This window comes from Ruegeria sp. AI2 (assembly GCF_056541275.1).
Map to the genome: position 1 here is coordinate 846,793 of NZ_JBQFYB010000001.1, position 22,558 is coordinate 869,350.

At 55.6% G+C, this 22,558-nt stretch carries 23 protein-coding genes; 7 read left to right on the top strand and 16 right to left on the bottom strand.

All coding sequences use genetic code 11. From position 1 onward, the window contains the following. Positions 1 to 31 precede the first annotated feature (31 nt). Positions 32 to 907, top strand: a complete 876-nt coding sequence (tsf, locus tag ACR0LL_RS04220; RefSeq protein ID WP_480472746.1) for a translation elongation factor Ts — start codon at positions 32 to 34, stop codon at positions 905 to 907. A gap of 354 nt (positions 908 to 1,261) precedes the next feature. Here tsf and ACR0LL_RS04225 read toward each other — a convergent pair whose 3' ends face one another. The 3 genes from ACR0LL_RS04225 to ACR0LL_RS04235 form a co-directional block, all read right to left on the bottom strand. Continuing rightward, a complete protein-coding gene (locus ACR0LL_RS04225; protein ID WP_480564792.1) occupies positions 1,262 to 2,017 on the bottom strand; it encodes an autoinducer binding domain-containing protein in 756 nt (251 codons plus the stop codon). Then, positions 2,014 to 2,463, bottom strand: coding sequence for a type II 3-dehydroquinate dehydratase (gene aroQ / locus ACR0LL_RS04230; RefSeq protein ID WP_480480949.1), 450 nt, complete (start codon positions 2,461 to 2,463; stop codon positions 2,014 to 2,016). Before aroQ ends, ACR0LL_RS04225 begins: the two co-directional genes overlap by 4 nt. Before the next feature lie 123 nt (positions 2,464 to 2,586). After that, complete coding sequence (locus tag ACR0LL_RS04235; protein WP_480584234.1) at positions 2,587 to 3,588, bottom strand: NADPH:quinone oxidoreductase family protein; 1,002 nt, start codon at positions 3,586 to 3,588, stop codon at positions 2,587 to 2,589. A 151-nt stretch (positions 3,589 to 3,739) separates the two neighbouring features. On the opposite strand from ACR0LL_RS04235, the gene ACR0LL_RS04240 reads away from it, so the two are divergent. Both ACR0LL_RS04240 and ACR0LL_RS04245 read left to right on the top strand, forming a co-directional pair. Beyond that, a complete protein-coding gene (locus tag ACR0LL_RS04240) occupies positions 3,740 to 4,558 on the top strand; it encodes an SDR family NAD(P)-dependent oxidoreductase (protein ID WP_480584236.1) in 819 nt (272 codons plus the stop codon). Positions 4,559 to 4,572: 14 nt separating this feature from the next. Then, positions 4,573 to 5,607, top strand: coding sequence for a phosphotransferase family protein (locus tag ACR0LL_RS04245; RefSeq protein WP_480584238.1), 1,035 nt, complete (start codon positions 4,573 to 4,575; stop codon positions 5,605 to 5,607). Between the two features lie 7 nt (positions 5,608 to 5,614). On the opposite strand, the gene ACR0LL_RS04250 is transcribed toward ACR0LL_RS04245, so the two are convergent. After that, on the bottom strand, positions 5,615 to 6,370 hold the full coding sequence (locus ACR0LL_RS04250; protein WP_480584240.1) for a DsbA family protein: 756 nt from the start codon (positions 6,368 to 6,370) through the stop codon (positions 5,615 to 5,617). Positions 6,371 to 6,494: 124 nt separating this feature from the next. Between ACR0LL_RS04250 and ACR0LL_RS04255 the strand changes: the two genes are divergently transcribed. Next, entirely contained in the window at positions 6,495 to 7,670 is a 1,176-nt protein-coding gene (locus tag ACR0LL_RS04255) for a serine hydrolase domain-containing protein (protein WP_480584242.1), read from the top strand. Positions 7,671 to 7,721: 51 nt separating this feature from the next. Beyond that, the gene (locus tag ACR0LL_RS04260; protein WP_480585265.1) at positions 7,722 to 8,591 is read left to right on the top strand and encodes an acyl-CoA thioesterase; all 870 of its coding nucleotides are present in this window, start codon (positions 7,722 to 7,724) and stop codon (positions 8,589 to 8,591) included. Here ACR0LL_RS04260 and ACR0LL_RS04265 read toward each other — a convergent pair. The 11 genes from ACR0LL_RS04265 to ACR0LL_RS04315 all read right to left on the bottom strand — a co-directional run bounded on the left by ACR0LL_RS04265 (position 8,588) and on the right by ACR0LL_RS04315 (position 19,024). After that, positions 8,588 to 9,355 (bottom strand): SDR family oxidoreductase, encoded by a 768-nt coding sequence (locus ACR0LL_RS04265; RefSeq protein WP_480584244.1) that lies wholly within the window; start codon positions 9,353 to 9,355, stop codon positions 8,588 to 8,590. The two genes, ACR0LL_RS04260 and ACR0LL_RS04265, sit on opposite strands and share 4 nt — an antisense overlap. Positions 9,356 to 9,533: 178 nt before the next feature. Next, positions 9,534 to 10,223 (bottom strand): phosphate regulon transcriptional regulator PhoB, encoded by a 690-nt coding sequence (gene phoB, locus ACR0LL_RS04270; protein ID WP_480480935.1) that lies wholly within the window; start codon positions 10,221 to 10,223, stop codon positions 9,534 to 9,536. A gap of 12 nt (positions 10,224 to 10,235) precedes the next feature. Beyond that, entirely contained in the window at positions 10,236 to 10,937 is a 702-nt protein-coding gene (gene phoU / locus ACR0LL_RS04275; RefSeq protein ID WP_267366515.1) for a phosphate signaling complex protein PhoU, read from the bottom strand. A 16-nt stretch (positions 10,938 to 10,953) separates the two neighbouring features. After that, positions 10,954 to 11,751, bottom strand: a complete 798-nt coding sequence (gene pstB, locus ACR0LL_RS04280; protein WP_480584246.1) for a phosphate ABC transporter ATP-binding protein PstB — start codon at positions 11,749 to 11,751, stop codon at positions 10,954 to 10,956. 12 nt (positions 11,752 to 11,763) lie between these two features. Then, entirely contained in the window at positions 11,764 to 13,095 is a 1,332-nt protein-coding gene (pstA, locus tag ACR0LL_RS04285) for a phosphate ABC transporter permease PstA (protein ID WP_267366511.1), read from the bottom strand. Continuing rightward, positions 13,092 to 14,564, bottom strand: coding sequence for a phosphate ABC transporter permease subunit PstC (pstC, locus tag ACR0LL_RS04290; RefSeq protein ID WP_480584248.1), 1,473 nt, complete (start codon positions 14,562 to 14,564; stop codon positions 13,092 to 13,094). The genes pstA and pstC overlap by 4 nt, the downstream gene beginning before the upstream one ends. 88 nt (positions 14,565 to 14,652) lie before the next feature. After that, positions 14,653 to 15,693, bottom strand: coding sequence for a substrate-binding domain-containing protein (locus ACR0LL_RS04295; protein WP_267365708.1), 1,041 nt, complete (start codon positions 15,691 to 15,693; stop codon positions 14,653 to 14,655). 185 nt (positions 15,694 to 15,878) lie between these two features. Then, on the bottom strand, positions 15,879 to 16,925 hold the full coding sequence (locus ACR0LL_RS04300; RefSeq protein WP_480584250.1) for an ATP-binding protein: 1,047 nt from the start codon (positions 16,923 to 16,925) through the stop codon (positions 15,879 to 15,881). 28 nt (positions 16,926 to 16,953) lie between these two features. Further along, entirely contained in the window at positions 16,954 to 17,478 is a 525-nt protein-coding gene (locus ACR0LL_RS04305; RefSeq protein ID WP_480584252.1) for a gamma carbonic anhydrase family protein, read from the bottom strand. Next, entirely contained in the window at positions 17,475 to 18,116 is a 642-nt protein-coding gene (gene gmk, locus ACR0LL_RS04310; protein WP_480584254.1) for a guanylate kinase, read from the bottom strand. The genes ACR0LL_RS04305 and gmk overlap by 4 nt, the downstream gene beginning before the upstream one ends. A 17-nt stretch (positions 18,117 to 18,133) precedes the next feature. After that, entirely contained in the window at positions 18,134 to 19,024 is an 891-nt protein-coding gene (locus ACR0LL_RS04315; RefSeq protein WP_480584256.1) for a YicC/YloC family endoribonuclease, read from the bottom strand. A gap of 245 nt (positions 19,025 to 19,269) precedes the next feature. Here ACR0LL_RS04315 and ACR0LL_RS04320 point away from each other — a divergent pair, with 245 nt between their 5' ends. Further along, the gene (locus ACR0LL_RS04320) at positions 19,270 to 19,944 is read left to right on the top strand and encodes a PAS domain-containing protein (protein WP_480480919.1); all 675 of its coding nucleotides are present in this window, start codon (positions 19,270 to 19,272) and stop codon (positions 19,942 to 19,944) included. Positions 19,945 to 20,013: 69 nt separating this feature from the next. Here the strand turns inward: ACR0LL_RS04320 and ACR0LL_RS04325 are convergent, their stop codons facing one another. After that, entirely contained in the window at positions 20,014 to 21,384 is a 1,371-nt protein-coding gene (locus ACR0LL_RS04325; protein ID WP_480584258.1) for a class II 3-deoxy-7-phosphoheptulonate synthase, read from the bottom strand. Positions 21,385 to 21,553: 169 nt separating this feature from the next. Between ACR0LL_RS04325 and ACR0LL_RS04330 the strand changes: the two genes are divergently transcribed. Next, complete coding sequence (locus ACR0LL_RS04330; protein WP_267365697.1) at positions 21,554 to 22,558, top strand: GlxA family transcriptional regulator; 1,005 nt, start codon at positions 21,554 to 21,556, stop codon at positions 22,556 to 22,558.

Here is a 22,558-nt window from a genome sequence, read left to right on the forward strand (position 1 = left end):
CAATTCCGTTTGAATTGAGGAGAGCCAAAAGATGGCAATCACAGCAGCAATGGTTAAAGAACTGCGCGACTCGACCGGCGCAGGCATGATGGACGCAAAAAAAGCGCTGACCGAAACCGGCGGCAACATGGACGACGCCGTTGATTGGCTGCGCACCAAAGGCCTGGCCAAAGCGGCCAAGAAATCGGGCCGTACCGCAGCAGAAGGTCTGGTGGCTGTTCACGTCAGCGGTGGCAACGGTGTTGCTGTCGAAGTGAACTCGGAAACCGATTTCGTTGCGAAAAACGCTGAGTTCCAGGAAATGGTCGGCAAGATTGCGAACGCTGCTGAAGGTGTGGACAACATCGAAGCACTGCTGGCTGCTGATCTGGGCGGCAAAAGCGTTGCCGACACCCTGACCGACAAGATCGCCACCATCGGCGAAAACATGTCGGTGCGCCGCATGGCCAAGCTGTCGGGCGATACTGTCGTGTCTTATGTGCACAACGCTGCGACCAACGGCATGGGCAAAATCGGTGTGCTGGTCGCTCTGTCGGGTGGTGATGAGGCTATCGGCAAGCAGGTTGCGATGCACATCGCAGCTGTGAACCCGGCCGCCCTGTCTGAGGCCGACATGGACCCGGCAATTGTCGAGAAGGAAAAGCAGGTTCAGATGGACATCGCCCGCGAATCCGGCAAGCCGGAGCAGGTGATCGAAAAGATGATCGAAGGCCGCATGAAGAAATTCGTCGCCGAATCGACATTGCTGAGCCAGCAATTCGTTGTGAACCCTGATCTGACCGTTGAAGCCGCTGCAAAAGAAGCAGGCGCAACCATCACCGGCTTTGTTCGCCTGGAAGTCGGCGAAGGCATCGTTGTGGAAAAAGAAGACTTCGCTGCCGAAGTCGCAAAAGCTGCTCAGGGCTAAAGAAAGGCTCCGACAGGGGCCTTGCTGAACAAAGTGAAAGGGTTACGCGTCGCGTAGCCCTTTTTTGTTGGTGGCACATCAGAGAATTGGCAAAGAAGTGAAGGATTGGAGGGCCCCGCATGATGGGGATGGTCGAGGCCCCCCAAAATTCCGACACAGGTACGCGGACGAATAGGCGCCCCCTTGTCAGAGTGATTGGAGAGCTTTGAAATCGCAAAGATCCAACCGAATGTTCCCTGGCTAAAGCCACCACTCACGGAACACTCTCACTTTGCAACTTTTAGGTTGGATTTGAAAAGTAGTGATTTCCTTACCTAGGGTAAACTGACGCGGGATGGCGTCATAAAAACACTCCTAAACTTCCATAATGAACATCTGATTATGCAAAGATGCCTTCAAAACAGCCTGAGCCGTCGTTTCAACCGACAACGCCTCACGGGCGAGTCGAAGATGCTTTTCGACAGTTGCCGCTGTCAGGCCCATCAGCAAGGCTATGTCCTGCGTGGTTTTGCCGTCACCAACCCATTGCAACGCCTCGCGCTGACGCTTTGTCAGTGCCCGGTTCGGTGGGTTGAAAGGCAATGTCAGGATCTTCAGATGCGCAACGTTGTTCATCAAAAGAATGTCTTCGCCATGCTCTTGCCAGATCGCGTCAATGTCTTCCTGGCTCATCCCTTCCTTTGCGGATAGGGAAATCGCCCCTTTTGAGCGCACAGAGACCGAGTTGAAGCTGATGGTGTAACCAGAAACGACGCCCATGGACTTGTTGAACTCGAAAACCTCACGCTCTTTATCGGTCATCGACCCGCGAGAGTGCATGTCCAGCAACATTTTCCAGCTGGCGGCACCTTCATTGTCCAGCGCCCATTTCAACATGGGGGCGTGAAAATACAAACCGTCCTTGATGAAGCCATCCACATAGGCACGATTATGGTTAGTCAGAATGACAAAGTCCTCTGGATCACCCAATGAGGTTGCCGTCCTGTATTGCGTGTGGCCGTAGATAAGACGATCGAACCCGAATTCCGCCATCTGTCGGCAATGCGCATCCCACAGGTCTTCCAGGGTCTTGGCATAGCTGACAAACCGCAGATAATCCCTGAGGGTCATGCCGTGCCACCTGCTTTCAAATGCGCGGCCAGCGCGTCCAGAGCAAGAACATAGCTTTGGGCGCCAAAGCCACAGATCTGACCCAGAGCAACAGGCGCGATATAGGACTTGTGACGGAATGCTTCCCTTGCATGGATGTTTGACAGGTGAACTTCGACAACCGGCAGTTCAACTGACGCGATGGCATCCATCAACGCAACCGACGTGTGTGTGAACGCCCCCGCATTGATCACAAGGCCATCCTGCACACCGCGTGCGCCGTGGATCGCATCAATTAACACACCCTCATGGTTGGATTGCAGATGCGATACTTCAAGGCCAATGGACGCGCCATGGCGCTGGCACTCCTCCTCGATCATCTTCAGAGTGGTGCTGCCGTAAACCTCGGGCTGCCGTGTGCCAAGCAGGTTGAGGTTTGGGCCATTCAATACCAAAACGTTGTGCATGTCTTCACGATCCCCATTAATGGTACATAGACGCCTAAAGGTTGGGTTGTCTACCTGCCTTTGCCGGATCGAGTACAGTCGAAAAACCGGTGTGCGAAGCGGGTCGCTATTTTGTTCAGGGCTTCAACTTTCCGCCATGGTGACAACGATTTTTCCCAGAACGGATCGCTGCGACAATTGTTCAAGCGCCTCGTGCGCGCGGGCAAGCGGGAACCGCGCGCTAATTCGCGGTTTGATTTTGCCGGCTGTGTAAAGATCGAACAGGTTCTTGACGTTGTCAGCATGGCCGATTGGGTCGCGGAAAACTGACGCGCCCCAAAACACACCAACGATCTGACATCCTTTCAAAAGCGCCAGATTCAAAGGAATCCGCGGAATGCCCGCCGGAAAACCGACGACAAGGTAACGACCTTTCCAGGCTATGCTGCGCAGGGACGGTTCGGCCAGCGCACCCCCAACAGCGTCGTAGACGATGTCTACGCCGTCAGGACCGGCAAGTTTCTTAACTTCGGCTGAGAAGGCTTTTTGCGCATCCTTGTCCATGTCGCGCGGGTAAATCACCACGTCATCGGCACCAATCTGGCTACAGAATTTGGCCTTTTCAGGTGATGAAACAGCTGCGATCACCCTGGCACCCATGGCTTTGCCCAGTTCAATGGCGGCTGACCCCACACCTCCGGCGGCACCCAGTACCAACAGGGTTTCACCGGGTTGAATCTCCGCCCGATCCCTCAACGCGTGGTACGACGTGCCGTAGGTGAAAATGAAACAGGCGGCATCTTCATAGGGCATCGCATTAGGAATTCGGATTGCTGCGTCCGCCTTGAGCGTGACATGGGTCGAAAACCCACCATGCCCGGTTAGGGCCAAAACACGTTCGCCTGGCTTAAATCCATTGACGCCTTCGCCCACAGCCAGAACTTCACCCGCAATTTCACCGCCCGGAGCAAAGGGCCGTGGCGGCTTCATCTGGTACAGATCGCGGATAATCAACGTGTCCGGAAAATTCACGCCCGCTGCTTTCACACCAATCAATAGCTGACCTTTGCCCGGCTGCGGATCTGGTAGGGTCGTAAGCTCCAGGGTTTCGGGACCGCCCGGTGCGACGCTGAGTAATGCTTGCATACCGCCTCTGATCTGCCTGTACTTTGTGTCGAGGAAGTTTTGGTGCAGCATGGTTTTTTGTCAACGCTACGGTCCAACGCCTGCCGCGACGGCAAGAGGAACGCAATTTGTATCAGGATGAACTGGTGACAAAGAAACTGAGGAGCACAAAATGACCCCCGACACCCTCTTTTCGCTTCACGGCAAAACCGCTTTGGTAACAGGTGGAGCGACAGGTATTGGCCGCATGGCAGCCGAGGCGCTGGTTCGTGCGGGCGCGCGCGTGCTCATTGCCTCAAGAAAAGGGGACGCCTGTGCCGAGGTCGCCGCAGAACTGAACGCGCTGGACGCGCCGGGCAGCGCCGAAGGCTTTGCCGGTGACATTGGCAGCGCAGTCGGTATAGGCAAGCTGGTCTCTGACATTCAGGAGCGTACGGACAAACTGGACATCCTGATGAACAACTCGGGGGTGTCCTGGGGTGCTCCCATGGGGCAGTTTCCCTACGATGCATGGGAAAAGGTCATGTCTGTCAACGTGACAGGGATATTCGAACTGACCCAGCGGCTTTTGCCAATGCTAATGAAATCAGGCACCGCCGAAGACCCGGCGCGCATTGTCAATGTGGGGTCAGTCATGGGTGAAGTCCCAATGGGCGATGGGGCCTACAGCTATTCGGCCTCAAAGGCTGCTGTTTTGCACCTGACCAAGGTCTTGGCCAAGGAACTTTCACCGCACCACATCACGGTTAACGCACTCGCTCCGGGGCCGTTTGTGTCGCGCATGACTGCCTTTGCGACAGCCGATGAGGATACCAGAGAACGGGTTGGCAAGTCTGTACCTCTGGGTCGCGTCGGACGGGACGAGGATATTGCAGGCTGTATGTTGTTCCTGTGCGGTCGCGGCGGCAACTATGTGACAGGCGCAGTGATCCCGGTTTCGGGTGGGATCAACGTGGTGACCGCCGGAAACATCTTTGCCGAGGCCCTGTGACGGGAAGACAGCCAATGAAAACCGAAATCAAACTGGATCTGGCGGCGGTAGATGCGTATCTGAGCGCGCATCTTTCCGGCTACAACGGGCCATTGGAGGCGAGGAAATTTGATGTCGGTCAATCCAACCCGACGTTTGAGTTACGCACACCAGAGAAAGCCTATGTGCTGCGCCGAAAGCCCGCCGGCGTATTGCTGAAATCGGCACATGCCGTTGATCGCGAATTTCGGGTTCAAAGCGCCCTTGCCGGGAGCGAGGTTCCGGTGCCCAAGATGTATCTGCTGTGTGAAGACATCAGCGTCATCGGCTCGGCCTTCTATGTGATGGAACGCTTGCAGGGCAGGGTGTTTCCGGACCCAACCCTGCCCAAAGAAAGCAACGAAACCCGCGCCGCCATCATTGACGAAATGAACAGAGTTCTTGCCCAATTGCACATGGTGGATATCGATGCCGTTGGCCTGTCTGACTATGGGCCGATTGGCAACTATTACGAGCGTCAGATCGCGCGCTGGACCAAGCAATACCGCGCGTCCGAGACCTCGGCCATTGCGGATATGGATGCGCTGGCTTCAGCGCTCGAGACCTCGGTACCGGCCGATGACGGACAGCGCACGCTAGTGCATGGGGATTACCGCATCGACAACCTGATGTTTGCGCCGAACCGGGCGGAATGTATCGGGGTGTTGGATTGGGAACTGTCGACGATCGGTCACCCTTATGCGGATCTGGCCGCAGTAATCATGCAATGGCAGTTGCCGCCGGGAAAACAGGGCCGGGGGCTGGCGGGTGTGGATCGAAACAGCCTGGGCCTGCCCAGCGATGAGGCATTCATTGCCCAATACTGCAAACGTCGAGGCCTGGATGGCATAGACAATTTCGGCTTTTATCTGGGCTTCAATTTCTTTCGTATGGCGGGCATTCTACAGGGTGTCTACAAACGCGCGTTGGATGGGAACGCGTCAGACCCCGACCGCGCAAAGGCTTTTGGCGCATATGTTCCTATATTCGCCCAGCACGGCCTGAAAGCTCTTGAGTCCACATTAGAGTGACGACCTATCAACCTGTTTTTGTGTCACTATCTTGCCTTGAAAGCTCAACTTCAAGGTTTGGCAGACTGTTCTTTCCAAAAAACAGCTCAGCCCCGGTAAACATGCTGGGAACCCCAAACACACCTCGCCGAACCGACGACTTGGTTTTCTCTTTCAGTTTCAGTTTAACGTCGGGGCTCGCCATGGCTTCGCGAATTTTGCGAACGGGCAAGTCGTTTTCATGCAGGATATCCGAAAGGACACCGATCTCGTCCGCCTTCTGACCATGCACCCATATTGCATCAAAAACCGCGTTTATATATCCGACTTCCCAAGGTTTTCCATTGGCAAAACACGCGCCGCGCATGGCAAGTTTTGTGTTGATCGGAAAATGCGGGCTCATATGAAAGCTCAACCCACGACGGCGGGCAAACCGGTGCAGATCATGCGTCAAATAGGCTGTCTTCTGGCGGTTTTCGGAATACGCCTGAAACGGGCTTTGGTTATGCGTCGCCTTGAACACCGCAGGCAGCAGGACAGGAACATAAGTAATGCTTGCGTCATAGCGCTCGGCAAGATCGGGGAGCATCTTATGGGCGAGAAACGCGTTCGGGCTGCAAAAATCGTAAATGAAGTCTATGGTCTGCGTCATGGGGTTCCTCCCTTTCGGTCCCTTGAAATCTTGTTCATTGAACTTCAGGCGAATCTGCGTCGAAATCAGTCTAGCATTCCATTGTGAGACACGCTGATGAAGTCCGTTCACGAATTTCTCTGCAACACGCAACTTTTTGCTGCTATTTCAGGTCACAAGCTTAAACAGTCGCAGTTTAGAACCTCACGGAAGTTCCCAAATGTCCCACAGGCAATCCATGTTTGATCAAAACCGGCTAGATCGGCTTAGCCATTGGATGGAAAACTATGTTGAGCAGCGCAAATATGCCGGATCATCCTTTTTGCTGCGCCACAAAGGGAATGTGACCTTTTTTCATGCCTGTGGTGTCAGCAGCCTCGAGACTGGCCGGCAATTCCAACGCGACACGCTGGTGCGCATTTATTCCATGACCAAACCGGTCACATCGGTCGCGTTGATGACATTGGTCGAACGCGGGCTTGTTCACCTGAACGCGCCTGTGTCTGAGTTTTTACCTGAATTCAAAGATATGCAGGCGCTGGTCCCGGGGGCGGAGAAACTGGATCAGACCGAGGCTGCACCGCCTCCAACACTACATCAGTTACTGACGCATACCAGTGGGCTAAGCTACCCGTTCAACCCGGGGCTTTTGCCCCAAGCGATGGATGAACGGGACCTTATTTTCAAACCCAATCAGGGGCCTCTGGAACATCTTGTGCGCGATCTGGCTGGGCTGCCACTGGCGTTCCAACCCGGTGCACGCTGGGAATACTCAGTCGGGATTGACGTGCTGGGTCGAGTGATCGAGGTGGTCTCGGGCCAGTCATTGGAGCAGTTCTTTCGAAGCGAAATCCTTGAGCCGCTGGAGATGCGCGAAACAGGTTTTTCCGTACCCGCTGGGGCAGGGGATCGTTTCGCATCGCTCTACACCCCATTGGCTGGCGACGCGATGGCGCTGAATTCCGCGGATCACGGTAGCGAAAGCCTGAGACTGTTCGATTCCCACATAGAATCCCCGTTCGAAAACACGACGACCTTTTCCGGCGGTGGCGGTCTGATTTCGACAATCGATGATTATGCCAAATTCGCGGACATGCTTCGAAATCGGGGGGCCGGGAAAGGGTACCGCATACTTGGCCCGAAAACCGTCGATTTCATGATGCGCAATCACCTTCCCGGGGACATTGCGTCAATGGGTCCGCAGAGTTTCGCAGAGCAACCGATGGAAGGAATGGGCTTTGGGCTAGCTGGTGCGGTTGTTCTGAATCCCGGTCTGGTAAGGGTTCCCGGCTCTATCGGGGATTTCAGCTGGGGTGGAATGGCGTCGACCTATTTCTGGATTGACTGGCAGAATGACCTGACGGCGATTTTCTTTACCCAACTGTCCCCCTCAAGTTCGTACCCATCCCGCGCCGAACTCAAGGCACTGGTTCATGCGGCCATGATTGAATGATTTACTCTGTACTGATACCCGGTGCCGGACGACACAACTTGCGAGCAGACGATGACCGAAGCGGAACGTATCTTACTGGATCTTCTGGATATTGAACGGCTTGAGGTCGATCTGTTTCGCGGGACAGGGTCGGGCGGTGAAACGCCAACACGCATCTTTGGCGGGCAGGTCATCGCGCAAGCGCTCGCTGCGGCGTATCGGACTGTTGAAGAGCGGTTGTGCCATTCGCTACACGCCTATTTCATTCGCCCGGGAGATCCAGAGAAACCCGTTATTTATCAAGTTGATCGCGCGCGAGACGGAGGTTCGTTCACAACCCGCCGTGTGGTTGCGATTCAGCATGGAAAGCAAATCCTGAACATGTCGGCATCCTTTCATGTCCGGGACGAAGGTTGGGACCATCAGCATCCGATGCCCGTCGTGAACGCACCGGAAGCGTACCCGTCCCGATCTGAATTGCGTAAAACATACGTTGAACGTGTTCCCGAAAGGTTGAGGGGCGAATTGCTGCGCGAGCGCCCGATCGAGGTCCGGGAAGTCGATCATCTGGACCCATTCACACCGAAAGTCTCTGATGATCGAAACCAGACCTGGTTCCGTATGCCCGCTGCTGCTTCGGTCGACACCAGAACGCAGCACTTACTGCTGGCTTATGCGTCTGACATGAACCTGATGTCCTCTGGATTGCGGCCACACGGTCTGAGCTGGTTTAGCGGAGAGTTCAACGGCGCAAGTCTGGACCACGCGCTATGGTTTCACGCACCGGTAAATTTTCAGAACTGGCATCTTTACGTAATGGACTCGCCGTGGACGGGGCAGGGACGCAGTTTTAACCGTGGATCGATCTATTCCGAGGACGGTACCCTTGTTGCATCTGTCGCACAGGAAGGATTGATGCGCAGAATTCGCGTACGACCTTAAGTATTGCCAATAAACCTTTGATTTAACTTCTGCATTCCGCTAAGCCACCGATCGTAATCAGCCGCTTTGAATTGCAAATAATCAGCGACTTGTGGATGAGGCAGAATCAAAAACCGTTCATTTCGAATAGCTTGCACACAGGATTCAGCCACATCTCTGGGCTCAAGCATCCCATCAATCGAAGCTACTGAGATTTCATGGCCTTCGGTCATTTTCGAACGTACCGCCTGCGGACACAGGACCGAGACTTTCAATCCTTCAGCGCCATATGTCAGCGAAAGCCATTCGGCAAATCCTACAGCCGCGTGTTTGGTAACCCCATATGGGGCTGCACCAGGTTGGTTCAGCAAACCTGCCGCAGACGCAGTTATCATTATATATCCGCCGCCGCGACGAACCATGCGTGGAACCAGATGGCGAGCAGTCCAGACATGGGACATGACATTGATCTTCCAGATCCGATCCCAATCTTCGTCCGCAACATCGAGACCGCCAAGCGTCAGAATTCCGGCATTTGCGCAAAACAGGTCAATTGGACCGACAGTTTCTTCAACAAAATCAATCAGAGCCTTGATCTGCGCTTCGCTGGAAACGTCGCAGGGATACGCCTGACCACCAATTTGCTTCGCGACCAAATTTGCGCCAGCGATGTCGACATCCGAGCAGATTACACGTGCACCTTCATGGGAAAACCGTTCTGCAAGACCACGACCAATGCCTTGGGCAGCGCCGGTGACAACGACAGTTTTGTTCTTAAGCTCCATGCGTATTCCGGACAGGTTCGTTACAGTGTTTTCAATGTGTTGGCTTGCGTTCCGTATTACAAGTATTACGTTTTTACCATAATACCAATTACACGATAATAGGAAGTAGCGGAGATATACTCAGATTCCATTGCAATCAGCCATCAGACCAATGCGTTCAACACAGGTCTGATGCGAATTATCCCAACGCGTAACCGGCACCGCGGACTGTGCGAACCGGATCATCCCCGCCATGTTGCGTCAAGGCTTTGCGCAGTCGTCCAATGTGAACATCAACGGTACGCGTATCGACATAGATGTCGCGTCCCCAGACCCGATCCAGCAATTGTTCACGGCTCCAGACCCTGCCCGGCTTTTCCATGAACGTGCTAAGAAGCCGGAATTCGGTTGGACCCAGTTTCAAGGGCTTGCTGTCGCGGCTGACCTTGTGGGTTTCCGAATCCAGAATGATGTCATCGTACTCCAGTCGCAAGCCAACAGTTGCCGGTCGGACGCGGCGTAGTTGTGTTCGGACACGCGCCATCAGTTCGACGATCGAATATGGCTTGACCACATAATCGTCGGCACCAGTTTCCAGCCCGCGAACCTTGTCTACCTCTTCTGATCGGGCCGACAGCATGATTATCGGGATCGAGCGTGTGTCCGGACGGCTTTTGAGCCGGCGGCAAACCTCAATCCCGCTGAGGTTGGGCATCATCCAGTCCAGAACAATGATATCCGGGCAGTCTTCGTCGACCAGCAGCATAGCTTCGTCACCGTTGGCCGCCTTTGAGACGCGAAAACCTTCGGCTTCAAGGTTGTAGGCCAGCACCTCGCGTTGGGCCAACTCATCCTCGACCACCAGAACCGTCGGTTGATCTGCGGACATCTCAAGCCTCTCCTACGCTGTTTGCGACGTTATATCGGCCTTGGGCCGAGCCTCGGTCGGGCGGTCGCCTGTAACCAGATACACCACCTGCTCGGCAATCGAGGTTACATGGTCGCCCATACGCTCGATGTTCTTGGCGATGAAATGCAGGTGCATACAGGCCGAAATATTGCGCGGATCTTCAGCCATGAAGGTCAGGAATTCGCGGAACAGGCCGTTGTACATCTGGTCGACCTCTTCATCGCGGTTGATGACGTCGGTGGCCAGTTCCGCGTCGCGTTGAATATAGGCGTCCAACGCGTCGCGCAGCATACGCTCAACTTCGCGCGCCATGCGGCGCAAGGCAGCCGCGCTGCCGCTGATCTCGCCCGCATTGGCCAGAACGGTCGTACGCTTGGCGATGTTCTTCGCGTAATCGCCAATCCGCTCGAGATTACCGGATACTTTCAGGACCGAAAGAACCAGTCGCAGGTCACTGGCCGTGGGCGCACGCAACGCAATCAGACGCGCGGTTTCCTCGTCGATTAGGTCTTCCAACGCGTCGATGGCCTTGTCACCTTGTCGTACTTCCTGGGCCAGCTCAACGTCACGGCTTTCAAGCGAGCGCGCCGCGCCCATGATAGCGGCCTCAACCAGACCACCCATCTTCATGATATGCGCCTGGATTGTTTCGAGGTCGCGGTCAAAAGCAGATGCAATATGTTGTTCGCTCATTGTTTGATACCTGTGCTTAGCCGATACGGCCTGTAATGTAGCTTTCCGTGCGCGGATCGACTGGATTTGTAAAAATCTGACCGGTTTCACCGAATTCCACCAGATTACCCAGGTGGAAAAAGGCCGTTTTCTGACTGACGCGCGCGGCCTGCTGCATCGAGTGGGTGACGATCACAACCGAATATCGGGAACGCAATTCGTCGATCAACTCTTCGACCTGTGCGGTTGCAATCGGGTCCAGCGCCGAGCACGGCTCGTCCATCAACAGGACTTCCGGTTCTGTTGCCACGGCGCGGGCGATACACAAACGCTGCTGTTGACCCCCTGACAAACCCGTACCGGGCGCATCCAGACGGTCCTTGACCTCATCCCAGATTGCGCCTCGACGCAATGATTTCTCAACGATATCATCCAGTTCCGCCTTATTCTTGGCCAAGCCGTGGATGCGCGGACCATAGGCCACGTTGTCGTAGATCGACTTGGGGAACGGGTTCGGTTTTTGGAACACCATGCCGACTTTGGCGCGCAACTGAACAGGGTCGACCCGCTTGTCATAAATGTCTTCGCCGTCCAGCAGGATATCACCTTCGACTCGGCAGATATCGATGGTGTCGTTCATCCGGTTCAGACACCGCAGGAAGGTCGATTTTCCACAACCCGAAGGGCCGATAAAGGCCGTGACGGTCTTGTCTTCGATCTCAACACTCACGTCCTTGATGGCGTGGGTATCACCGTAATAAACCTGAACCTTCTTCGCGTTGATCTTGATGTCTTTGGAGTCCACGGTTCTCTCCACTCGTGTCATGTCGTTCATTATTGCCCCCAATTACCAGCGGCGTTCAAAGCGGCGGCGCAGGATGATAGCGATGATATTCATGGTCAGCAGGAACATCAAAAGGATGATGATTCCGCCCCAGGCCTTTTCGTAGAACCCGACATCAGCGCGTGCGGCCCAAGTGTAAATCTGGGCGGGCATTGCCGAGTTCGGCTCGGTAAAGCCGGCAAGGAACCCGTCGGGATATCCCCGCGCCACAAAGCCTACCATGCCGATCAGCAACAACGGCGCGGTTTCACCCAAGGCTTGTGCCAGACCGATTATGGTGCCGGTCAGAATGCCCGGCGCGGCCAAAGGCAGCACGTGGTGGAACACAGCCTGCATTTTCGAGGCCCCTACCCCCAACGCTGCATCACGGATCGACGGCGGAACCGCTTTCAGCGAGGCGCGGGTCGAGATGATGATCGTCGGCAATGTCATGAGGGTCAGAACCAGACCACCAACCAGCGGCGCCGATTGCGGCAGGTGCATGAACTGGATGAACACGGCCAGACCCAGAATACCGAACACAATCGACGGCACGGCTGCAAGGTTCGAGATGTTCACTTCAATCAGGTCGGTGAACCTGTTCTGTGGAGCGAACTCTTCAAGATAAATCGACGCTGCCACACCAATAGGCAGTGACAGGCCCAAAACCACCAGCATCATGAAAAACGACCCAATGACCGAGGCGCCGATGCCGGCACCGCCCGGGTTGTCAACGCCAGAATCCGCACCGGTGATGAACGGCCAGTTGAAAGCCTGCTTGATGATGCCCGCCTGTTCCAGCGCATCAACCAGATCCAGATCGCTAAGCTGTAGAAACCGGCTGTCCTGCAAGGTGTCACGGGACACGCGGCCTTTGAAATACCCGTCGACCCGGCTGGAGGCGGCCAGATCAAACTTGACCGGATCACCCAGCTTGCCGGGGTTATCGGCATAGTAAGTTCGGATTGTACCGCCGATTTTACCAAGAAGACGTTCGATCGCCGCTTCGTCGAAATCAACGCTGATCCCTTGGTCTTCCAGTTCCTTGCTCAACTGAGCGATGAACAGGTTGGAATAGGCCTTGGTCTTGAACAACGTACTTTCCGCCTCGTCTCGCTGCGCAGCGGACAAGGTGAAATCCACGCTGACAACAGTGCGCTGAAAGGCCGGAATACCCTGCGACAGGATTGAGGCGAACAGAACGATCAGGAAAAACAGGCCCGTTGCAATAGCGACAATCCCGTAGGCCCGAAATCGTTTCTCTGCATTTGCACGTTTTTTGGTATGTGCATCCGCTACAGTCAGCGAGACAGAGCGATGACCTGTTTCAGGGCTTTGCATACTGGCGTCGGTCATTCGTATTGCTCCCGATACTTACGCACGATGTAGAGGGCAAAGATGTTCAGCCCAAGCGTGAGGGTGAAAAGGGTCATGCCCAGTGCAAAGGCCACAAGCGCCTCGGGCGATGCGAAATCCGCGTCTCCGGTTAGCTGGCTCACGATTTTTGCGGTGACCGTCGTCATGGCTTCAAACGGGTTCAGGCTCAGCCGTGCTGCCGCCCCTGCCCCAAGGACCACGATCATAGTTTCACCGATGGCGCGCGATGCGGCCAGCAGGATCGCCCCCACGATACCCGGAAGCGCAGCTGGCAGAACGACCTGACGGATGGTTTCCGATTGCGTTGCGCCCAATCCGTAAGAACCGTCACGCATGGCCTGCGGCACCGCATTGATGATGTCATCGGACAAAGAGGACACAAACGGGATCAGCATGATGCCCATGACCAACCCAGCGGTCATGACTGCCGTGCCAGCTTTCATCCAGCCAAGCCCCTCATCCCCGAACAGGCCAAGCAAAAGCGGACCAACGGTCAGCAGCGCAAAAAGGCCGTAAACGATGGTCGGGATACCGGCCAGAATCTCGAGCAGCGGTTTTGCTACGGCGCGGACACGGGGGGAGGCGTATTCGCTGAGGTAAATCGCGGCGAACAACCCGATCGGGACGGCCACCAGCAGCGCAACGATAGAGATATAGAATGTCCCCCACAACAAGGGAATAATACCAAGCTCAGACGACCCGCCGCGTCCCGAAAAACTGGGGGCCCATGTCGTGCCGAAAAAGAAATCGGTAGCAGGGTAGAGCTTGAAGAATTCCCAAGTATTGAAAACCAGAGACAGGACGATCCCGACAGTGGTCAGAATTGCGATGGATGCGGCCGCCAGCAACAGAAAACGCACGCCCTGCTCGACCACATTGCGCGCGCGGTATTCTGCGTGAGTTTGAAACCAGCTGGCTGCAGCACCGGCGAGTGCCGTCAGTATGACGGCGACAGTCATGACCGAATAGCCGATCGCATTCATGATCCGATAACTTTGCGCCGCGCGCAGCACAGGTTGCGTGATATCCGACGTCACCACCTGCCCGGCATCCTTCAGACGCTGGGTCATGTCGATTACATCCGCGCGCGCGTTGCGCGCCAGTTCCTCGGGTATCTGCCCGGCGGCAACCGCGTTATCCAGACCGTAAGCGGTGCGACGGACCTCGGCCATGACCAGATTTAGGGACGAGCCGTCTTGGATGGCGGAACCCGAGATCGTTTCAGAAACCTGAGAGTTCACGTAAAGCGGTTGTACCAGCAACCAGAGGATCATAAGGCCAAATGCGGGTACGATCGTCTTGAGAGCGACATTTGCGCCATAATACGACGGCAGCGAGTGCAAAGCCCGGATATCTCCTGTGACGCTTTGCAGGGCGCGTGTGCGCCCCAACACGTAACCGACTGAAGCAATCGCAAGCACGATCAGAACGAGCCATACTATCGGCATGAAACCCCCATTTGGTCTTGGCCGGGAAAGCTGAAAAATGTGGGGGCGACATAAATGCCGCCCCCGGTATTTCTAACCAAAGGCGGGATTAGCTGCCCGAACCCATGGTTACTTCGTTGGCGATTGCATCCTGAGTTTTTGCCAGCTCAGGGTCCGCAACCAGACCATAGTTTGCCAGAGGACCCGAAGCGCCTGCGATTTCGTCGTGGGTAAAGAACTGGGCGTATTCTTTCAGGCCGGGGATCACGCCAATATGGGCTTTCTTCACGTAGAAGAACAGCGGGCGCGAAACCGGATATTCACCGGTCGAGATGGTTTCGGTCGAAGGAGCAATACCCGACATGGTGGCCACTTTCAGCTTGTCGGTGTTGTTCTCGTAGAACGCCAGGCCGAAGATGCCGATGCCATTGGGGTTGGTGTCGATACGCGCCAGCGTTTCGGTGTAGTCACCATCGATGTCGACCGCCTTGCCGTCGGTACGTACAGCCAGACATGCATCTTCTGCGTCGTCTTCGCTCATGCCGCCAGCAATCATGGCTTCCATCGCACCGGTTGCTTCACACCCGATCAGCAGAACTTTTTCTTCGAACACTTCACGGGTGCCGTGTTTTGTACCCGGAATAAAGCCCGCGATTTCTACATCAGGCAGTTCGGGGTTGAATTCAGCCCAGGTGGTGTAAGGGTTATCAACCACTTCACCGTCTTTCAGAACTTTTGCGCCCAAAGCGTTAAAGATGTCAGCAGGTTCAAAAGCGGTGAAGGCAGGACCGGTCTGCTGGCTTGCAAAAACGATGCCATCATAACCGATGCGGACTTCCATGATGTCAGTCACACCGTTTTCGGCGCAGGCTTTGATTTCTTTTTCACGGATCGCGCGTGATGCGTTTGCAATGTCGATGGTGTTTTCACCAACACCCTCACAGAAACGCTTCAGACCAGCTGACGAACCGCCGGATTCAACAACCGGGGTCGGGAAGTCGGTGTTCTCACCAAACAGTTCCGCGACGATCGAGGCATATGGAAGAACGGTCGACGAACCGGCAACCTGAACGTTGTCACGGGCAGCAGCGGTAGTTGCCGAGACGGTGGCGATTGCCAGCGCAGAAGCCGACAGTTTTACAAAGGACATTTCAGTCTCCTTGAAAAGGTATGATTGATCACCCCCATGATGATCCTGCGTGCACCCCTAGGGGCCGTGCGTAAGCCTTTTGTGACAAGTGTGTAACGCTTTTATGACAACCTTCGATTATCCGGAGATTTCGGGTCAAGAAATCGTAACGAGACAGATTTTGAAGGGCGGTAATGCGGGAAGGGCTACCGTGGTAAGATGACCGTAAAGACGGACCCTTTTCCCAACTCACTTTCCACGCGCAACCGTCCACGGTGGCGATTGACGATGTGCTTGACGATAGCCAGCCCCAGCCCCGTTCCGCCCAACTGCCGGGATCTGTGATTGTCGGCGCGATAGAATCGCTCGGTCAGACGTGGCAGATGCACGGAATCAATTCCTGGCCCCTTGTCGATGACCTTCACCCGCACCCCAGGTCCACGCATCGCCGCGTCACGCTCTGATGACAGAACGCTGACTGTAACGCTGGCACCGCTGGCACCGTATTTTATTCCGTTTTCGATCAGGTTGGTGAATACCTGCCGTAACTGATCGCTGTCTCCGGTCACGGAAAGTGGGCCGTCCTGTGCGTCAAGCGTTAGCGTCACACCCGCCTCTTCCGCCAGGGGGCGCAACGAGTTCAGGGTGGATTGCAGCAGCCCTGTCAACTCCAGCTGTTGATTTGGGCGTACTCTTTCTTCGCTTTCCACGCGGTTCAGGGACAAAAGATCGCCAACCAGCCGGTTCATCCTGTTGGCTTCATCAGCCATGATTTGCAGGAACCGGTCACGCGCAGCCGGATCGTTGCGTGCAGGGCCGCGCAGGGTTTCAATGAAGCCCATCAGTGCCGTCAAAGGCGTCCGCAATTCGTGACTGACATTGGCAACAAAGTCGCGGCGCATCTGACTTGCCTGTTCCAGATGCGTGACATCTTGAAAAGTGGTCAGAACGGCCCCGCCCGACACGGCTCCGACCCCGTTCATATACCGGCATTGCACATCAAATGTTGTGTCCTGTGCACCATCATTGGAAAGATGACGTGCCGTCTTGGTTCCCTTCGATTGAAGGCTTTGTTCAATTGCTTCAAGAACCTGTGGCTGCCGCAGGATGGTCGCAAAATGCCGCCCCACGATATTCTGCCCCAAAAGGGTTTTCGCATCCGTATTGGCGGCAACGATCCGTTCGGTCTGATCCACCATCAGCGCGGGCATAGGGATGGCCTGGACAAATCCATCAAGAAGGTCATCTGACATGCTTCAAACCCCGATCAATCCACGCGCCTTATTGAGCAGCTCTCAGGGTGTCACGAAACCTGCGCATGTTTTCCTGATAGTGCAGCGCGCTTAGGGTAATCCGTTTTGCTGCGGCCTCGTCCAACTGGCGCACCACTTTGCCCGGAGCCCCCATCACAAGGGAATTATCCGGAATCTCCTTGCCTTCCGTGATCAGGGCCCCTGCCCCGATCAGGCAATTCCGGCCGATCCGGGCACCATTCAGAACAATCGCGCCCATTCCGATCAGAGTATTTTCTCCGATCGTACACCCGTGCAGCATCACTTTGTGTCCGATGGTGCAATTCGAACCGATCGACAAAGGATACCCGGCATCGATATGCATGACGCAGTTCTCCTGAACGTTGCTGCCTGCACCAACGCGGATTTCCTCGTGATCTGCGCGTATCGTGCAGCCGAACCAAACCGAGGCGCCCTGTTCCAGCACGACCTTGCCGATCAGGTTGGCATCGGGCGCAACCCACGTGTCCTCGTGAATATCCGGCATGTGCTCACCTAACGCGTAGATCGTCATGACAGCCCCTCGAATTCGTTTTGAAGTTTGCGCACGTGCTGTTGCAGATTTGGCTGTTGAATACGGCGCATCCGTTCGGCGCTGACGATGGTCTTCAGCTTCTTTTCGGTCGCCTCAAGATCGTCATTGATCAGGACATAATCGTAATAGCCCCAGTGGCTGATCTCGTCCCAGCTTTTGAGCATCCGCCTTGCGATAACTTCATCGCTATCCTGTCCACGCGATTCCAGACGGCGGCGCAGTTCAGGGATCGACGGCGGCAGGATAAAGATCGACAGCGCGTGTTTACCCAAGTCCGAATTGCGGATCTGAACCTCACCTTGCCAGTCCACGTCGAACAGAACGTCCTTGCCCGCGTGAATCGAGCTACGCACCGGATCAGCGGGTGAGCCGTAGAAATTGCCGAAAACATGCGCATGTTCCAGCATCTGGCCATTGGCGACCTTCTGCTTGAACTCGTCTTCTGAAAGAAAATAGTAATCCCGCCCATGTTCTTCTCCGGGACGCGGGGCGCGGGTTGTGGCCGAGACCGAAAACTCAAGGTCCTTGTCCCAGTCCATCAGCCGCTTTGCCAGGGTGGATTTGCCTGCCCCGGACGGGGAAGACAGGATGATTAAAAGGCCTCGGCGATCCGCCATATCAGTCGTTCCCATCATTATTCTACGTTTTGCACTTGTTCGCGCATCTGATCGATCACCGCCTTCAGTTCCAGCCCGACAGCCGTCAGTTCCGTACTCTGAGCCTTGGAACACAGCGTGTTGGTTTCGCGGTTGAATTCCTGCATCAGGAAATCAAGTTTGCGTCCGACAGCCCCTTCCTGCCCAAGCAGCTCTCTTGCTGCGACGACATGTGCAGACAGGCGGTCAATCTCTTCGGTAATGTCGGCTTTAACCGCGATCAATGCCAGTTCCTGCGCGACGCGATCCGGGTCCGCGCCCTGCGCGTTGTCCAGTACGTGCGCCAGATTGTCCCGCAATGTCGCGGCCATCTTGTCCTTACGATGCACGGCCAGATCAGCGGCCTGAGCTGTCAGCGCCGCAACTTGGTCCAGCTGTGTGTTCAGCACAGTAGCCAACGCCTCGCCCTCGGCCCGGCGCATATCGACAAAAGCGGCCAACAGGTCGTTGAAATCTTCGGTCAGGCGCGCAACCAGCGGAGCGGGATCATCCGCATCTGCGGTTGCATCCAACATGCCTTTCAGTGCCAATAGGTCCGAGGCGCGCGCCGGTTCCAGAGCGATACCGCGCGCAGCTGCCATCTTGTGTGTTTGTTCCAAAGCGCTCAGGGCAGCGGCCATAGCGACCTCGTTCAACGCCAGTTCCGAGGCAGAGTCCTCGCGGGTCAGACGCATTGAAAGGGTCACATTCCCTCGGCTCAGGGATTTTGACAGCGCGGCCCGAAGGGCCACCTCAAGCCCGGTCAGCCATTCAGGGACGCGCAGGCGCATATCAAGGCCTTTGCCGTTAACACTGCGCAACTCCCACGTCCAGCTGTGCGGTCCGTATTCCCCCTTGCCCGAGGCAAACCCGGTCATGGATCTGATCATGACTGTCCTTTCCTGTGACCTCACCGATTTGGATGTGTGCCGCACCTAATGCGATTGGCCGGTGCAGAGCAAGAGTTTGCTGAGGCCGCATTTGTTTGGCGTAAGTTAACCATTCGTTAAAGAATTGCTCCAAAATTGAATAAACCCGAGTCAAACTACCCCTGGTAATGGCTTGCAGGCCACAAATGCTCCGGTTGTGTTGCATTTTATGAAAATGGCGGCCAATTGACGTAAGGGTGAAGAAAATGAAAACCTTTTTCGGGACTGGTTCCGGGTCAGAATTTGGAAAGATCGTCGCAATGGATCGCTTTGACAGTGGGCGCAGCCTTACGCCGATCCGCCAGGCCGAGGCGTATTGGACTGCATTGCTGAGCGGTGACGGTGTTCCGATGCGGTCTCAGGTCGACCCGCGTGGACTGGAAAACATACTTGAATATACTTTCATTCTTGAACGGATCGCGCCCGGACTGGCCCGGTTTCGTCTTGCCGGAAGCCACTTGAACGCGCTTGCGGGGATGGAGGTTCGCGGCATGCCTGTGACGGCCTTTTTTCAACCTGATGACCGCGCCAGTCTTAAGGACGTTCTGGAGCAGGTATTCGCAGCACCCGCCGTTGCCGAACTGGGGCTGGATTCGAGCGGGATACTGGGACGTACCCGGATGCAGGCCTGCATGATCCTTTTGCCGCTCAAAAGCGATCTGGGCGACGTCAGCCGGGTTCTGGGCGTCATGGTTGCGGATGGTGCGATTGGTAAAACCCCACGCAGATTTTCGATTACGGATACGCGGATCAAATCGTTTTCGGAAGTTCAGGCACCAGTTCCTGCTGTGCCTCAAACCGTTGACGGTTTTGCCGAAGACCAAACGGATTTCAAACGCGCGGCCAAACACCTTCGTCTGGTCGTGTCGCGCGATGACTGAACCAGTTTGAACACCCGGAACAAAAAACAGCGGACCGTTGGCCCGCTGTTTTTCCTTCTTTTCGCACGCTTAACTTGCGGCGCGTTTTGATCCGTTACGGCGCAGGTTGGTCAGTTCTTCCGCCACAAGGAACGCCAGTTCCAGCGACTGAGACGCGTTCAGGCGCGGGTCGCAGGCGGTGTGGTAACGATCCGACAGATCCTCTTCGGTCACAGCCCGCACACCACCGGTGCATTCGGTAACGTCGAGACCGGTCATCTCGAAATGGACACCGCCAGGGATCGTGCCCTCGGATTGATGCACACCAAAGAAATCGCGCACCTCACGCAGGACAGAATCGAACGGGCGGGTTTTGTAGCCCGTGGCCGATTTGATCGTATTGCCGTGCATCGGGTCGCACACCCAGGTGACCTTGGCCCCTTCTTCCTTCACGGCCTTGACCAGACGCGGAAGGTGTTCACCCGCCTTGCCTGCACCAAAGCGCGCGATCAGGGTCAGGCGGCCCTCTTCATTTTCAGGGTTCAGCTTCGACATGAGAACCTTGAGGTCTTCTGCCGTCGTCGTCGGACCACATTTCAAACCGATCGGGTTCAGAACGCCACGACAGAACTCGACATGTGCGCCGTCAGGTTGGCGTGTACGGTCGCCGATCCAGATCATGTGGCCAGACCCGGCCAGCCAGTTGCCCGAGGTCGAATCCAGACGAGTCAGCGCCTCTTCATATTCCAGTAACAGACCTTCGTGACTGGTGTAGAATTCAACAGTCGAGAATTCGTGCGTCGTGTCTGCCGTGATACCAGCCGCTTCCATGAAGTCGATGGTGTCCTGAATGCGGTCCGCAACTTCGGAATACTTCTGAACGTCCTGTTCGTCGGTAAAGCCCAGCGTCCACGAATGAACACGGCTCATGTCGGCGAAGCCACCGGTTGAGAAGGCACGCAGCAGGTTCAACGTGGCCGCCGCCTGCGTGTAGGCCTGCAACATCTTTCCGGGATTCGGAATCCGCGCTTCGGGCGTGAACGCCAGTTCGTTGATGATGTCACCCCGGTAGCTGGGCAGTTCTATACCATCCACAACCTCGGTCGGGGCGCTGCGCGGTTTTGCAAATTGACCGGCCATGCGACCGACCTTTACCACCGGCACCTTGGCACCATAGGTCAGAACCATCGCCATTTGCAGCATCACCTTGAAGGTGTCACGGATCGCATCGGCGCTGAATTGTTCAAAGCTTTCAGCACAATCCCCGCCCTGAAGCAGGAAGGCCTCGCCGCGACCGGCGGCACCAAGATGTTGCTTGAGGCGCCGCGCTTCACCGGCAAAGACCAGCGGGGGATACTGCGAAAGCTGGGCCTCGACCTTGGCCAATGCGGCCGCGTCGGTATACTCTGGCATCTGAACCCGGGGCTTGTTGCGCCAGTTCGACTTTTGCCATTCGGTCATAGCTTTGATCTCCGCTGAAGTGTTCAGGTCGCCTCTATACAAAAAGCAATGAAGAGTGACCATATCCCATTTGCGCCTCTTGACGCCGCAAACAAGCTTTGATCATGGTGACTGCCAAATACGTCGCCGGATACCAGGTTTTCCCGCGCAGAATTAAGGACATTTTGTCATGCAAGTGCAACGCCAAGCAGTCACGGTGGAAAATGCTGGGGCCACACCCCGCCATTTCGTTTTTGTCCTGCTGGACAAGTTTTCGCTGCTGTCTTTTGCGTCGGCGCTCGACAGCCTGCGCATCGCAAACCGCATGGCCGACAAACAACTTTATACATGGACGCTTTCAGGTGAAGGCGGAGATTCGATTTCATGCTCGGCCGGAACCGAATTCAAACTGGATCGTGACCTGGACGAACTGCAACGCGACGATGTCGTTCTGATTTGCGGGGGCGTTGACGTACAAGCCGCGACCACCAAACGCATTCTGAACTGGTTGCGGCGCGAGGCACGGCGCGGATTGCGGATCGGTGGTCTGTGCACGGCTGCTTATACCTTGGCCAAGGCCGGCCTGCTGGACAACAAGCGCGCCACGATACATTGGGAAAACTCAGACAGTTTCATCGAAGAATTCGATGAGGTCGAGTTGACGAAAGCTGTCTTTCAGATTGACGGCGGTCGTATGACGACGGCTGGAGGGACCTCGTCTATTGATCTGATGCTCAAGTTGATTGCAGACGATTTCGGCGAAGACCTGGCAAATGCGGTGGCGGATCAGATGATCTATTCGTCTATCCGGACAGATCAGGACACGCAGCGCCTATCTACACCGACACGGATTGGCGTACGTCACCCCAAGCTGAGTCAGGTCATCCTGATGATGGAAAAGAACATAGAAGAGCCGATCTCTCCTTCGATTCTGGCCAAGGAAGTCGGCATGTCAACCCGCCAGCTTGAGCGTCTGTTCCGGCGCTATCTCAGCCGCTCGCCCAAGCGGTACTATATGGAACTTCGCTTGCACAAGGCACGGAACCTGCTGATGCAAACAGATATGAGCGTAATCAACGTAGCGCTGGCCTGTGGGTTCGCTTCGCCCAGCCATTTCTCAAAATGCTACCGCGCGCATTACAACACAACACCTTATCGCGAGCGTGGTGCGCAAAGCGGGCGGCTATCGGTGTAA

Coding starts and splice junctions, on each gene's coding strand:
- pstC (WP_480584248.1), bottom strand. CDS start 14,564: ATGCCGATAGTATGGCTCGTTCTGATCGTGCTTGCGATTGCTTCAGTC.
- ACR0LL_RS04260 (WP_480585265.1), top strand. CDS start 7,722: ATGACCGAAGCGGAACGTATCTTACTGGATCTTCTGGATATTGAACGG.
- pstB (WP_480584246.1), bottom strand. CDS start 11,751: ATGAACGACATGACACGAGTGGAGAGAACCGTGGACTCCAAAGACATC.
- ACR0LL_RS04265 (WP_480584244.1), bottom strand. CDS start 9,355: ATGGAGCTTAAGAACAAAACTGTCGTTGTCACCGGCGCTGCCCAAGGC.
- aroQ (WP_480480949.1), bottom strand. CDS start 2,463: ATGCACAACGTTTTGGTATTGAATGGCCCAAACCTCAACCTGCTTGGC.
- phoB (WP_480480935.1), bottom strand. CDS start 10,223: ATGTCCGCAGATCAACCGACGGTTCTGGTGGTCGAGGATGAGTTGGCC.
- ACR0LL_RS04325 (WP_480584258.1), bottom strand. CDS start 21,384: ATGACCGAATGGCAAAAGTCGAACTGGCGCAACAAGCCCCGGGTTCAG.
- ACR0LL_RS04330 (WP_267365697.1), top strand. CDS start 21,554: ATGCAAGTGCAACGCCAAGCAGTCACGGTGGAAAATGCTGGGGCCACA.
- ACR0LL_RS04235 (WP_480584234.1), bottom strand. CDS start 3,588: ATGCAAGCATTACTCAGCGTCGCACCGGGCGGTCCCGAAACCCTGGAG.
- pstA (WP_267366511.1), bottom strand. CDS start 13,095: ATGACCGACGCCAGTATGCAAAGCCCTGAAACAGGTCATCGCTCTGTC.
- gmk (WP_480584254.1), bottom strand. CDS start 18,116: ATGGCGGATCGCCGAGGCCTTTTAATCATCCTGTCTTCCCCGTCCGGG.
- ACR0LL_RS04300 (WP_480584250.1), bottom strand. CDS start 16,925: ATGTCAGATGACCTTCTTGATGGATTTGTCCAGGCCATCCCTATGCCC.
- ACR0LL_RS04320 (WP_480480919.1), top strand. CDS start 19,270: ATGAAAACCTTTTTCGGGACTGGTTCCGGGTCAGAATTTGGAAAGATC.
- ACR0LL_RS04315 (WP_480584256.1), bottom strand. CDS start 19,024: ATGATCAGATCCATGACCGGGTTTGCCTCGGGCAAGGGGGAATACGGA.
- tsf (WP_480472746.1), top strand. CDS start 32: ATGGCAATCACAGCAGCAATGGTTAAAGAACTGCGCGACTCGACCGGC.
- ACR0LL_RS04305 (WP_480584252.1), bottom strand. CDS start 17,478: ATGACGATCTACGCGTTAGGTGAGCACATGCCGGATATTCACGAGGAC.
- ACR0LL_RS04255 (WP_480584242.1), top strand. CDS start 6,495: ATGGAAAACTATGTTGAGCAGCGCAAATATGCCGGATCATCCTTTTTG.
- ACR0LL_RS04240 (WP_480584236.1), top strand. CDS start 3,740: ATGACCCCCGACACCCTCTTTTCGCTTCACGGCAAAACCGCTTTGGTA.
- phoU (WP_267366515.1), bottom strand. CDS start 10,937: ATGAGCGAACAACATATTGCATCTGCTTTTGACCGCGACCTCGAAACA.
- ACR0LL_RS04295 (WP_267365708.1), bottom strand. CDS start 15,693: ATGTCCTTTGTAAAACTGTCGGCTTCTGCGCTGGCAATCGCCACCGTC.
- ACR0LL_RS04225 (WP_480564792.1), bottom strand. CDS start 2,017: ATGACCCTCAGGGATTATCTGCGGTTTGTCAGCTATGCCAAGACCCTG.
- ACR0LL_RS04245 (WP_480584238.1), top strand. CDS start 4,573: ATGAAAACCGAAATCAAACTGGATCTGGCGGCGGTAGATGCGTATCTG.